The organism is Mycobacterium lentiflavum, from assembly GCF_022374895.2.
In the GTDB taxonomy this organism is placed as follows: Bacteria; Actinomycetota; Actinomycetes; order Mycobacteriales; family Mycobacteriaceae; genus Mycobacterium; species Mycobacterium lentiflavum.
The window spans coordinates 1,946,740-1,959,803 of the sequence record NZ_CP092423.2 but is presented as its reverse complement, the minus strand read 5'-3'; the positions used below and the strand labels follow the sequence as shown (position 1 = coordinate 1,959,803).

Sequence of the window (13,064 nt, the reverse complement as noted above, 5' to 3'; positions counted from 1 at the left end):
CTGACGAGTTACAGCTCGCCGGCGTCGATGGCTTCCTTGACCTCTTGCGCATGCGCGACCTGCTCCGGGGTGTACCCGATGAACAGGGCGGCAAGGCCGACGATGACGGCCGTGCCGGCCACCCACAGCAGCCCGTAGGTGTAGCCATGGTCAAGCGCCTGCAATTGGGCGTCGTTCATCACCTTGACCGGGCCGGTGGTGCCGCCCAGGTACAGCGTGCGTGAGGTGATGACGGCCTGGATGACGGCCAGCACCAGCGGCCCGCCCAGGCTTTGCAGCATCAGCGTCATCGCCGACACCGGGCCGATCTGGTCGAAACCGACGCCCGCGATCGCGGCCAGCGTCAGCGGGACGACGACCATGCCGATGCCGATTCCGCCGACGACGATCGGCAGCACCAGGTTCGGGAAGTAAGGCACGCCGCGGTGCATGAACGCCCAGCCGTAGATCATCGCCAGCAGCAGCAGCCAGCCGCCGCCGATGGTCAGCACTCGCGGCGAGAACCGCGACACCAGCTGCGAGGAGATACCCAGACCGATACCCATCGCGATGACGAACGGGATGAATCCGACCCCGGCGCGCAGCGCGCTGTAGCCCAGGATGTCCTGAACGTAGAGGCCGATGCAGACGGTGAGGCTGAACATCACGCCACCGGCCAGCAGGATCGCGGTGAACGTGACCAGGCGGTTGCGGTCGCGGAACAACTGGAACGGCACGACGGGATTCTCGGCGGTGCGCTCGACGATGGCGAACGCGATGGCGGCGGCCACGGCGACGGCACCCGAGCCGAGGGTGATCGCCGATATCCAGCCTTTTTCCGGGCCCATCGAGAAGGCGAACACCGCAGCCGTGCAGGCCAGCGTGGCCAGCATGGCCCCGGTGGCATCGAGCTTCATCCGCTCTCGGTTGGTTTCGCGCAGCGCGGTGCGGGCCAGGTAGATCATCGCCAGCCCGATCGGCACGTTGACCAGGAACGCGAGCCGCCACGACCACTCGGTCAGCGCCCCGCCGACGACCAGGCCCATCACCGAGCCGATCGCGGTCATCGCGGCGAACACCGCGGTGGCCGCGTTGCGCGCCGGGCCCTTCGCAAACGTCGTCGCTACCAGAGCCAGACCGGTCGGCGACGCGATGGCCGACCCGACACCCTGCAGCAGCCGGGCGATGACCAGCGTCACCTCGTCCCAGGCCACCGCACACAGGATCGAGGAGATGGTGAACAGGGTGACGCCGACGATGAAGGTGCGTTTGCGGCCGATGGTGTCACCGAGGCGCCCGCCCAACAGCATCAGGCCCCCGAAGGTGAGCACATAGGCGGTGATCACCCAGCTACGGCCGGCGTCAGACAGGCTCAGCTCGTTCTGAATCTTAGGAAGCGCGACGATCGCGACGGTGCTGTCCATCGTTGCCAGCAGCTGCATGCCGCCGATGGCGATCACGGCAGCGATGAAGCGGCGAGAAGGCAGCCAGGTCGGGTAATACCTGCTAGTGCGGGTGGTGGCGGACCCGGAAGTGGTCTCCGATGGGCGCTCGGTGCGCTCCGGTACCGGACGATCGGGGCGCATTGCGGACCAATTTCGGGCCGCGCGCTCAGTGTCGTTGAGGGCCGTCATAATGGGTTACCTTACAGTAATCTTAAGAATCGTTTAAAGCCCGAATGCCACTCAGGCCTACTACGGGCCCGATCACGATGATCGCGGGAGGTCTGATCCCCTCCGACCGGACCTTTTGCGGCGTGTCGGCCAGCGTGGCCCGCAACGTGTGCTGTGCCGGGGTGGTTCCGTGCTGAACCACCAGAACTGGCGTATCCGCAGGTCGGCCGCCTTCTAGCAGCGCGTCGACGAAGAGTTCGATGCGTTCGACGGCCATCAGCAGCACGATCGTGCCGGACAGCGCGGCCAGTGCATTCCAATTCACTAACGATTCGGGATGCCCGGGCGCCAGATGGCCGCTGACCACCACGAACTCGTGATTTACCGCTCGATGAGTGACGGGAACACCGGCCAGCGCGGGCACCGCTATGGCACTCGTCACACCCGGCACCACGGTGACGGGAATGCCCGCATCGGCGCATGCGATCACTTCCTCATAGCCGCGGGCGAACACGAACGGATCACCGCCCTTGAGGCGAACCACGAAGCTTCCCGCGCGAGCCCGCTCGATCATGACGTCGTTGATCGCGTCCTGGGCCATGGCCCGGCCGTACGGGATCTTGGCGGCGTCGATGACTTCGACGTGCGGCGACAGCTCGGCGAGCAATTCGGGCGGGGCCAGGCGGTCGGCGACCACGACGTCGGCCTGGGCGAGCAGCCGGCGCCCGCGGACGGTGATCAGCTCGGGATCGCCGGGACCGCCACCGATCAGCGCCACCCCGCCGCGCACGACGTCGGAACTCTCCGCAGTGATCAGACCCTGTTGCAGCGCCTCGCGGATCGCCGAGCGGATCGCTGCCGACCTGCGATGCTCGCCGCCGGCCAGCACTCCCACCGACAGGCCGGCGTACTCGAACGACGCCGGGGTCACCGCGGTGCCCTCGATGGCGATGTCGGCGCGCACGCAGAAGATCTGCCGGCGGTCGGCCTCGTCGACGACGGCCTCGTTGACCGCGGGGTCGTCGGTGGCCGCAATCGCATACCAGGCCCCGTCGAGGTCACCGACGCGGTATTCGCGCAGCGTCAGGGTGATTCCGCTCATCGCCTCGACGGCGGGGGTAGCGGCCCGGCTGATCACGTGCACGTCGGCGCCGCTGGAGATCAGCAGCGGTAGCCGGCGCTGGGCGACCGTGCCTCCGCCGACCACGACGACCTTCTTGCCGGCCAGCCGCAGCCCGACGAGGTAGGGGCTCTCGGTCACGCGGCAAGCCTAGTGAAGACGATCGGCGCGGCCGTCACGACAGGCGCGCCGCGGCGCGCGCGACGAAACGCGCCACCGCGTCCGGCACCGCGGCCGGGTGGGTGTGCAGATACGACGCGTGCACCCCGGCGTGCACCACGCCGTCGCGCATCGGCGCAGCGCCGGGGTCGGCGTCTCCGGACCGGTAGACCCAGGCCGGCTGGTAGCTCTCGGTGAAGCTGATCACGGTCCGGTGGAATTCGTGTCCGACCACCCGGGCCCCGGCGGCAAACAGCGCCGAATCGGCGACCGCGACCGCATCGCGATACGCCAGCGTCAGCTGCGGGGTGAACCGCGCCGATCCGCCCAGCACCCCGCACATCGGGTAGCCGTCGAGTTCGGAAGCCAGGTAGATCAGGCCCGCACATTCGGCGTGCACCGGAGCGCCGGCGGCGGCTAACTCGCGGATCTGTTGTCGCACAACGTCATTGGCGGACAACTCGGCGGTGAACTGCTCGGGGAAGCCGCCGGGCAGCAGCACAGCACCCGTGCCGTCGGGCAGCGTATCGACCAGCGGGTCGAACTCGAGCACGTCGGCACCGGCGGCGCGCAACAGCTCGGCGTGTTCGGCATAGCCGAAGCTGAATGCCTTCCCGGCGGCCATCGCGACCGTGGCGCGGCGAGGCGCCGTCTCCCCCACCGCGGCAACGGGATCCCACGGTGCGCTGGTGTTGCGGCTTGCCGCGACCGCCCTCACCGCGGCCAGGTCGACGTGCCGCGCGATCAGGTCAGTCATCGCCTCGACGGCGAGCCGGGCCTGCCGCCCGTATTCGACCGCGGTGACTAGGCCCAAATACCTTGTCGGCAGCTCTAATTCGGCGGTACGCGGAATGGCACCCAACACCGGGATGCCGGTGTGCTCGCAGGCCTGTCGCAACACCTGCTCGTGGCGGGCTGATCCCACCCGGTTGAGGATCACGCCCGCGATCCGGGTTGCGGTATCGAACGTCGAAAAGCCATGCAGCAGTGCGGCAATGCTGTGGCTCTGGCCGCGCGCGTCGACGACCAGGATCACCGGGGCGCCTACCAGCGCGGCGACGTGCGCTGTGCAGCCCGGCGGCGGGGATGACGTATCAGGCCCGATCCGCCCGTCGAACAGTCCCATCACGCCTTCGATCACCGCGATGTCGGCGCCGGCGGCGCCGTGCGCGTAGAGCGGGCCGATCAGCGGTTCGCCCACCATCACCGGGTCGAGGTTGCGTCCGGGCCGGCCCGCGGCCAGGCCGTGATAGCCGGGGTCGATGAAGTCGGGCCCTACCTTGAACGGCGCGACCGCGTGCCCGGCCCGGCGCAGAGCTCCGATCAAACCCGTTGCGATCGTGGTCTTTCCGCTGCCCGACGCGGGTGCGGCGACGACGACCGCGGGGGCGTTCACCACTCGATACCCTGCTGGCCCTTGCGGCCCGCATCCATCGGATGCTTGACCTTGGTCATCTCGGTGACCAGGTCGGCAACCTCGACCAGTCGCGGCGGGGCGGCGCGTCCGGTGATCACCACATGCTGATGGCCGGGCCTGGCCAGCAATACGTCCACCACCTCCTCGACGTCGACCCAGCCCCACTTCAGCGGGTAGGTGAACTCGTCGAGCACATAGAAGTCGTGACGCTGCTCGGCCAGCCGGCGCGAGATCTCCGCCCAGCCGTCGGCGGCCGCGGCCGCGTGATCGTCCTCGCTACCGGATCTACGCGTCCAGGACCAGCCGCTGCCCATCTTGTGCCACTGGACCGCTGCACCGATGCCGTGCTCGTCGTGCAACCGGCCCAGCTGCCGAAACACGGCTTCCTCCCCCACTTTCCATTTCGCGCTCTTGACGAACTGAAACACCGCGACGTCGAGGCCGACGTTCCACGCGCGCAACGCCATTCCGAACGCCGCGGTCGACTTGCCCTTGCCGTCACCGGTGTGCACCGCCAGCACCGGCAGGTTGCGCCGGGCCCGGGTGCTCAGTCCGTCATCCGGCACCTGCAGCGGGGTTCCCTGTGGCATACGGGCACACCTCCTTCGTCGCGGCGCACCGGCTAGGCCGCGCTGCGCACGGCCCGGGTGAGATGGTCGGCGTGCAGTTGCTCCAGCCGGATGGTCGGTGCACCGAGTTGTCGGGCCAGCTGCTGAGCCAACCCCAGGCGCACATACGACGTTTCGCAGTCCACGATCACCGCCGCCGCACCCTCGGCCACCAGCCGCGACGCCGCGATTCGACTGCGGCCCAAGGGGTCCGGGCCCGCGGTGGCCCTGCCGTCGGTCAGCACCACCACCAGCGGACGGCGCGCCCGATCGCGGGCCCGCTCCCGCACGATCAGCGCACGCGCGGCCAGCAAGCCCTCGGCCAGCGGCGTCTTGCCGCCGGTGTCGAATCGGGCCAGCCGGCGCCCGGCGATGTGGGCCGATGAGGTCGGCGGCAGCAATAGCCGCGCCTCCTGCTGGCGGAAGGTGATCACGGCGACCTTGTCGCGCCGTTGATACGCGTCGCGCAACAGCGAGAGAGTGGCACCGCTGACGGCGGCCATCCGGTCCCGGGCGGCCATCGACCCGGACGCGTCGACGACGAAGATCACCAGGTTGCCTTCGCGTCCCTCGCGGACCGCGCGGCGGAGGTCGTCGGGCCGCGGGCGCAACGGCCCCGCTTCGGCCCGCTCGGCGGCCGACAGCAGGGTGGCGAACAGGTGCAGACCATGGGCGCCCGGGTCGTCGGCGTCGGCGGCGGCCACGACGCTGCCCGACAGATTGCGGCCCCGCGAGCGCCGGCCGGGCGCTCCTTCACCGACGCCGGGTACCGTCAGCGCCCGGGCACGAAACGTCTTCGACGGCGGGGCGCTGGGCCGGGTCCGGGGCGGCTGGGGTTTCGCGTCTGAAGACGAATCTTGTTGTGCGGCTGCGTTGTTGGCGGACTGCCCACCGCCGGGCGGGTCGGGATCGGGCTCTAGATCATTCCGGGCCGCCTCCAGGGCCTCGTCTAGCTGCTCGCGATCGATGCCCGGGTCGTCGAACGGGTCGCGGCGGCGCCGGTGCGGCAGCGCCAGTTCGGCGGCCACCCGGATGTCCTGCTCGGCCACGGTTGTCGCGCCCCGCCAGGCGGCGTGGGCGACGGAGGTGCGGGCCACCACCAGGTCGGCACGCATCCCGTCGACGTCGAACGCCGCACACAGCGCCGCGATGCGTCGTAATTCGTTGTCCGGCAACACCACATCGTCAACCAGCGCGCGGGCCGCGGCGATGCGCTGGGCCAGCTCGGCGTCGGCGGCGGCGTAGCGTGTGGCGAACCCATCCGGGTCGGCCTCGTAGGCCATCCGCTGCCGGATCACCTCCGCGCGCACCTCGACGTCACGCGAGGCGTGCACCTCGACCGTCAGCCCGAACCGGTCGAGCAGCTGCGGGCGCAGTTCGCCTTCCTCTGGATTCATCGTGCCGATCAGCACGAAACGGGCCTCATGCGAATGCGAGATGCCGTCGCGTTCGATGTGCACCCGGCCCATCGCCGCGGCGTCGAGCAGCACATCGACCAAATGATCGTGCAGCAGGTTGACCTCGTCGACGTACAGCACGCCACCGTGGGCACGCGCGAGCAACCCGGGCGAGAAGGCATGCTCGCCGTCGCGCAGCACCCGCTGCAGATCCAGCGAACCGATAACCCGGTCTTCGGTTGCGCCGAGGGGCATTTCGACCAGGCCGGAGCCGGCACCGTTGTGTCCCGTTGCCGCGGACAACAGCGCGGCAAGCCCGCGCACGGCCGTCGATTTGGCGGTGCCCTTCTCGCCGCGGATCAGCGCTCCACCGATTTCCGGGCGCACCGCACACAGCAAGAGCGCCAGCCGTAACTGATCGTGGCCGACGATCGCGCTGAACGGATACGGCTTCACGGCATCGCCGTCTGCCCGGAACCGGGCCGCAGCATGGGGACGTGCGGCACGCCGTCGTCGAGGAAATCGTCGCCGTCGCGCACGAAACCATGGTGGGCGTACATCTCGGCGAGGTAGGTCTGCGCGTTGATCCGGCACGGGTAGTCGCCGACCTCGGCCAGCGCGGCGCGCAGCAGGCGGGTGGTGTGGCCCTGTCCGCGCGCGCTGCGTTTGGTGCACAGCCGGCCGATCCGGAACACCTTCTCGCCCCCGGCATGCTCCTCCATCAGCCGCAGCGTGCAGATCACGTCACCGTCGGGGGTTTCCAGCCAGAAGTGTCGGGTCTCGGCGAGCAGGTCGCGCCCGTCCAGCTCCGGATACGGGATGGCCTGCTCGACGACGAACACCTCGACCCGCAGCTTGAGCAGCTCGTAAAGAGTTTGCGCGTCAAGGTCTTTGGCCCAGATGCGGCGTAGCGCTTCACTCATTGGGCGCCGCTCCTCCTCATCACTTTTCACTTCGCTCGCCGGTGCGGTTCATGAGCCGTTCAACTGTAATATCTTGGCACTCCACGCGCGCACCTCGTCGTAGAGCGCCGGCTCGTCGGATAGCCGGGCGCCAAGCGAGGGCACCATCTCTTTGAGCCTGGGCAGCCAGGACCGGTAGCGGTTGGCAAAACAGCTCGCCAATACATCGAGCATGATCGGCACGGCGGTCGAGGCCCCGGGTGAGCCACCAAGCAGCCCCGCGATGCTGCCGTCGGCCGAACCCACCACAGTGGTGCCGAACTCAAGGGCCCCGCCTTTGCCCGTGGCGCGCCGGATCACCTGCACGCGCTGGCCGGCCACCGTCAGCTGCCAATCCGAATCCCGCGCGCTCGGGGCGAATTCGCGCAGCGCATCCAGCCGATCGCGTTCGGTGAGCCGCAGTTGGCGGATCAAGTAATTGACCAGCGTCATCTCGGTGATGCCGACCCCCAGCATCGACACCACGTTGTCCCGCCTGACTGAACGGGGCAAATCGCTGACGTGACCATGCTTCAAGAACTTAGGCGACCAGCCGGCGTACGGCCCGAAGACCAGCCACGACTTGCCGTTGACGAACCGAAGGTCCAGATGCAGCGCCCCGAGCGGCGGTGCGCCGGGCGCGGGGACGCCGTAGACCTTGGCGCGGTGCGCGGCGGTCAGCGCCGGGTTGTCGGTGCGCAGGAACCGGCCGCCGATCGGGAAGCCGGCGAAGCCTTTGGCCTCTGCGATGCCGGACTTCTGCAACAGCGGCAGTGCGTCACCACCGCCGCCGACGAACACGAATTTCGCGTCCAGTTTCCGCTTTTCGCCGGTGCGCCGATTTCCGATCTGCAGCGTCCAGCCACCAGAATGACGGGTCAGGTTGCGCACCTCGTGACCGAACAGCGCCATGGCGCCGTGGCGCACGCAATAGCCGATGAGCTGCTTGGTCAGCGCGCCGAAGTCGACGTCGGTGCCGTCGGCGGCCCAGTTGAGCGCAATCGGTTCGGAGAAGTCACGTCCGGCGGCCATGAACGGCAGCCGGCGGGCGAACTCGTCCGGATCGTCGACCAGTTCCGTCCCGGCGAACAGCGGGTTCGGCGCCAGCGCCCGCTGGCGGCGCCGCAGATAGTCGACGTGCCGCGCGCCGTGCACGAAGCTGACATGCGGGACGGGGTTGACGAAGCGCCGATCGGTGAGGATGCCGTTCTCGACGGCATAGGCCCAGAACTGGCGCGTCACCTGGAATTGCTCGTTGATCGACACGGCTTTGCTGATGTCGATCGCCCCCTGGCAGTCGGGGCGCTCGGGGGTGTAGTTCATCTCGCACAGCCCGGCGTGGCCGGTGCCGGCGTTGTTCCACGGGCTGCTGCTCTCCGCGGCGACCGCATCGAGTCGCTCGACCACCGTGATCGACCAGTCCGGCTCCAGTCGCCGCAGCAACGCGGCCAGCGTGGCGCTCATGATCCCGGCGCCGACCAGCACGACGTCGGTGCGCGCCGTTGTGTCTGACACCGAGATGCTGGCCCTTTCTGGTTCTTTTCGAGGTCCTTTTCTAGCCGGTCATCCAGGCTATCCCGGCCGGCTCGACCGCACCGACCCGAACCTGCCTCGACCAGCAAAAGCACTCGCCACGCTAAGCTGGCCTGGTGACTGGCTGGGTGCCCGATGTCCTGCCTGGCTATTGGCAGTACACCATCGCATTGGGACCCGATCCCGCCGGCGAGGGCGACATCGTCGCAACCCTGATACGGCGCGGCCCCGGCGGCGGTGACGCCGCTCTCGAGCACGCGGTTCTGACGGTGCACGGTTACACCGACTACTTCTTCAACACCGCGCTGGCCGATCACTTCGCCAGCCGCGGTTTCACCTTCTACGCATTGGACCTGCAGAAGTGCGGGCGGTCGCGGCGCGAGGGCCAGACCCCGCACTTCATCACCGATCTCGCGCACTACGACGCCGAACTCGAACGCGCCCTGACCGTCATCGGCGAGCAGGCCCCCGACGTCCGGGTCCTGATGTACGGCCATTCCGCCGGCGGCCTGATCGTGCCGCTGTGGCTGGACCGGTTGCGAAGCCGAAACGCCAAGGCGCACAACCGCATCGGCGGCTTGGTGCTCAATAGCCCCTTCCTGGATCTGCACGGACCGGCGGTGCTGCGCCTGGGAATGACGTCGGCGATGATCGCCGGTCTGTCGCGAGTGCGTTCCAAAGTCGTGTTGCGGGGCACCAGCAAGGGCGGTTACGGCACCACCCTGCACCGCGACTACGACGGCGAGTTCGACTACAACCTGGAATGGAAACCGTTGGGCGGCTTCCCTATCACCGCGGGATGGCTGCACGCCGTGCGCCGCGGCCAGGTCCGCCTGCACCGAGGTCTCGACGTCGGGGTGCCGAACCTGATCCTGCGCTCGGACCGCAGCGTGACCGAATCCGCGGACGCGATGTCGATGCAACGGGGCGACGCCGTCCTCGACGTCACCCAGATCGCCCGGTGGGCGGGCTGCATCGGCAACCGCAGCACCATCGTTCCGGTGACCGACGCCAAACACGACGTGTTCCTGTCCCTGGCGGGTCCGCGCGAAGCCGCCTATCGGCAACTGGATCTGTGGCTGGACGGCTACCTGCGCACCACTGACACCGACGCCTCGGCATCACTCGGAAAGGGGTGACGGCGTGGAGACCTACGACGTCGCGATCATCGGGACCGGCTCGGGCAACACCGTTGCCGATGACCGCTTCGCCGACAAGCGCGTCGCGATCTGCGAGCAGGGCACCTTCGGCGGCACCTGCCTCAACGTCGGCTGCATCCCGACCAAGATGTTCGTCTACGCCGCCGAGGTCGCCCAAACCATCCGCGAGGCTTCGCGTTACGGCATCGACGCACACATCGACCGGGTGCGCTGGGACGACATCGTCTCGCGCGTCTTCGGGCGCATCGATCCGATCGGGGTCGGCGGTGAGGACTATCGCAGCTCGGCGCCCAACATCGACGTGTACAAGCAGCACACCCGATTCGGTCCGGTCCAGGCCGACGGGCGGTATCTGCTGCGCACCGACGCCGGTGACGAGTTCACCGCCGAGCAGGTGGTGATCGCCGCGGGCGCTCGGGCCGTGGTTCCCCCGGCGATCCTCGACTGCGGCGCGCAGTACTACACCAGCGACACGATCATGCGAATCTCCGAGTTCCCAGCACATCTGGTGATCGTCGGGGGTGGTTTCGTGTCCGCCGAATTCGCCCATATCTTCTCGTCATTGGGCTCGCGGGTCACCCTGGTGGTCCGTGGCTCCGCCCTGCTCCGGCACTGCGATGACACCCTGTGTAAACGCTTCACCCGCATCGCGTCGAACAAATGGGAACTGCACACCCACTGCAATGTCGTGGGCGCCGAGAACCAGGGCCCGGGTGTCGCGGTGCACCTCGACAACGGCCACACCATCAACGCCGATGCACTGCTGGTCGCGACCGGCCGGGTCTCCAACGCCGATCAACTCGACCTCGAGCAGGCCGGAATCGCCGTCGAGGACGGCCTTGTCGCCGTCGACGAGTACCAAAGAACCACGGCACGTGGAGTTTTCGCCCTCGGCGACGTCTCCTCGAAGTATCAACTCAAGCACGTCGCCAACCACGAGGCGCGCGTGGTGCAGCACAATCTGCTGTGCGACTGGGACGACACCGCGGCGATGGCGGTCAGCGACCATCGCTTCGTGCCGTCCGCGGTGTTCACCGATCCCCAGATCGCCTACGTCGGACTAACCGAAATCGAAGCCATTGCACAGGGTTTCAAGACCTCGGTGAAGATCCAGGATTACGGCGACGTCGCCTACGGCTGGGCGATGGAGGACACCACCGGGTTCGTCAAGCTGATCGGCGAGTGCGGCACCGGGCGTCTGCTGGGTGCCCACATCATGGGCCATCAGGCCTCGTCGATCATCCAGCCCTTGATCCAGGCGGTGAGCTTCGGGCTGAAGGCCCCGGAGATGGCCCGCGGGCAGTACTGGATTCACCCGGCGCTGCCCGAAGTGGTGGAGAACGCGCTGCTGGGCCTGCGCTGACCTCAGTGCCGGGCCGCCGACTCGCCCTGCTGGCATCGCGGGCACAGGCCGCGCAGCGTCAGCCCGGCCCGTTCCGACAGGGCGAACGCACTACCCTCCATCGCGTGCTCGAGCGCTGAACTGAGCTGACGCGCGGGCACTTCGATGATCGAGCCGCACTGCGTGCACACCGCATGGTGATGCGGGGTGGCCGCCAATCCGTAGGTCGTGATGCCACCGTCGAGGGTGAGCGCGTGCAACACCGCCTGCTCGACCAGCGTGGTCACCGTGCGGTAGATGGTGGCCACATCGGGCGGCTGGGCACCGGCGGGCAAGCTGGCCCGCACCCGCTGGTGAATCTCCGCGACGGAGAGGTGTCCGTGCACGGGTTCGAGCACCGCCAGTACCTGGATCCGCGAGGTCATGCGCCGCAACCCGCGGGCGCGCAGGAAGTCACCGATGCGTTCGGTGACCGCGGGATCAAGCGACGACGGGTTGGACGTCACCCGCCTAGTCTTGCGCCGGATATCCCGGATTACCAGTCTTGGGCGTCCCACGGAGTCGCCGATTCCTCCTGCAACTCGGTTGCATCCAGCTCGCGCCCGACCCTAATGTGGGACGAATGCCGGGAACGGAGCTCGCCGCGCGGCGCACCAGGTTAGCCAGGCTTTACGGCTTCCTGACGACGGCGGAGTGGGGGCGCCTGGGGGTCATGCTCGCGGTGATCGTCGCGCTGCATCTCATCGGCTGGTTCACCCTGGTGGTGATCGTTGAGCCGGCGCGACTAAGCGTGGGCGGCAAGGCCTTTGGCATCGGCGTCGGGCTGACGGCTTACGCTCTCGGACTGCGGCACGCCTTCGACGCCGACCACATCGCCGCCATCGACAACACCACCCGCAAGCTGATGAGCGACGGGCAGCGCCCCCTGGCCGTCGGGTTCTTCTTCTCGCTGGGCCACTCCACCGTGGTGTTCACCCTGGCGATGCTGCTGGCGATCGGGGCCAAAGCGATCGTCGGGCCGCTCCAGGACGACTCCTCGGCGCTGCATCACTACACCGCACTGATCGGCACGAGCGTCTCGGGCGCGTTCCTCTACCTGATCGCTCTGCTCAATCTCATGGTGCTGGTCGCAATCCTGCGGGTGGTCTTGCGAATGCGCCGCGGCCAGTACGACGAGACCGAGCTGGAACGGCAACTGGACAACCGCGGATTTCTCAACCGCTTCCTCGGCCGCTTCACGCACTCGATCACCAAGTCGTGGCACATATACCCGATCGGCCTGCTGTTCGGCCTGGGCTTCGACACCGCCACCGAGGTCGCCCTGCTGGTGCTGGCCGGCACCAGCGCGGCGGTCGGGCTGCCCTGGTACGCCATCCTGTGTTTGCCGGTGTTGTTCGCCGCCGGCATGTGCCTGCTGGACACCATCGACGGCTCGTTCATGAACTTCGCCTACGGCTGGGCGTTCTCCAACCCGGTGCGCAAGATCTACTACAACATCACCGTCACCGCGCTGTCGGTGGTCGTCGCCCTGCTGATCGGCAGCGTCGAACTGCTCGGGCTGTTCGCCGAGCAGTTGGGCTGGCGCGGCCGGTTCTGGGACTTGCTCGGTGGACTCGACCTCAACACCGTCGGCTTCGTCGTAGTCGGCATCTTCGCTGCCACCTGGGTGGCAGCCCTACTCGTGTGGCGCTATGGCCGCATCGAACAGAAGTGGGCCGTGCCGACCGAAAGCACGGGCTGAATTCACCGGGTATCCGCGGCCGCACGGGTGTAGAAACGACTTCATGGCCGCGCG

At 68.2% G+C, this 13,064-nt stretch carries 11 protein-coding genes; 3 read left to right on the top strand and 8 right to left on the bottom strand.

Going from position 1 to position 13,064, the window contains the following annotated elements; all coding sequences use genetic code 11:
- Positions 1-8 precede the first annotated feature (8 nt).
- From MJO58_RS09355 to mqo, 7 genes are read right to left on the bottom strand one after another with little or no spacing between them, the layout of a single operon-like run.
- Entirely contained in the window at positions 9-1,613 is a 1,605-nt protein-coding gene (locus tag MJO58_RS09355) for an MFS transporter (RefSeq protein WP_090601230.1), read from the bottom strand.
- 22 nt (positions 1,614-1,635) lie between these two features.
- Positions 1,636-2,853, bottom strand: coding sequence for a uroporphyrinogen-III C-methyltransferase (gene cobA, locus MJO58_RS09350; protein ID WP_090601229.1), 1,218 nt, complete (start codon positions 2,851-2,853; stop codon positions 1,636-1,638).
- A gap of 34 nt (positions 2,854-2,887) precedes the next feature.
- Positions 2,888-4,267, bottom strand: coding sequence for a cobyrinic acid a,c-diamide synthase CobB (locus MJO58_RS09345; protein ID WP_239722666.1), 1,380 nt, complete (start codon positions 4,265-4,267; stop codon positions 2,888-2,890).
- On the bottom strand, positions 4,264-4,878 hold the full coding sequence (gene cobO, locus MJO58_RS09340) for a cob(I)yrinic acid a,c-diamide adenosyltransferase (RefSeq protein ID WP_239722665.1): 615 nt from the start codon (positions 4,876-4,878) through the stop codon (positions 4,264-4,266). Before cobO ends, MJO58_RS09345 begins: the two co-directional genes overlap by 4 nt.
- Before the next feature lie 32 nt (positions 4,879-4,910).
- Positions 4,911-6,749 (bottom strand): magnesium chelatase subunit D family protein, encoded by a 1,839-nt coding sequence (locus tag MJO58_RS09335; protein ID WP_239722664.1) that lies wholly within the window; start codon positions 6,747-6,749, stop codon positions 4,911-4,913.
- Positions 6,746-7,216: a GNAT family N-acetyltransferase gene (locus tag MJO58_RS09330; protein WP_090601226.1), complete on the bottom strand. Its 471-nt coding sequence runs from the start codon at positions 7,214-7,216 to the stop codon at positions 6,746-6,748. The genes MJO58_RS09335 and MJO58_RS09330 overlap by 4 nt, the downstream gene beginning before the upstream one ends.
- Positions 7,217-7,264: 48 nt before the next feature.
- The gene (gene mqo / locus MJO58_RS09325) at positions 7,265-8,698 is read right to left on the bottom strand and encodes a malate dehydrogenase (quinone) (protein WP_434086365.1); all 1,434 of its coding nucleotides are present in this window, start codon (positions 8,696-8,698) and stop codon (positions 7,265-7,267) included.
- A 185-nt stretch (positions 8,699-8,883) separates the two neighbouring features.
- On the opposite strand from mqo, the gene MJO58_RS09320 reads away from it, so the two are divergent.
- Together MJO58_RS09320 and mtr are read left to right on the top strand one after the other, a co-directional pair.
- On the top strand, positions 8,884-9,906 hold the full coding sequence (locus MJO58_RS09320) for an alpha/beta hydrolase (RefSeq protein WP_239722662.1): 1,023 nt from the start codon (positions 8,884-8,886) through the stop codon (positions 9,904-9,906).
- 4 nt (positions 9,907-9,910) lie between these two features.
- Positions 9,911-11,290 (top strand): mycothione reductase, encoded by a 1,380-nt coding sequence (gene mtr / locus MJO58_RS09315; RefSeq protein ID WP_239722661.1) that lies wholly within the window; start codon positions 9,911-9,913, stop codon positions 11,288-11,290.
- Between the two features lie 2 nt (positions 11,291-11,292).
- On the opposite strand, the gene MJO58_RS09310 is transcribed toward mtr, so the two are convergent.
- Positions 11,293-11,775: a Fur family transcriptional regulator gene (locus MJO58_RS09310; protein WP_090601223.1), complete on the bottom strand. Its 483-nt coding sequence runs from the start codon at positions 11,773-11,775 to the stop codon at positions 11,293-11,295.
- A gap of 116 nt (positions 11,776-11,891) precedes the next feature.
- On the opposite strand from MJO58_RS09310, the gene nicT reads away from it, so the two are divergent.
- Positions 11,892-13,010 (top strand): Nickel transporter NicT, encoded by a 1,119-nt coding sequence (gene nicT, locus MJO58_RS09305; protein WP_239722660.1) that lies wholly within the window; start codon positions 11,892-11,894, stop codon positions 13,008-13,010.
- Positions 13,011-13,064: the final 54 nt, after the last annotated feature.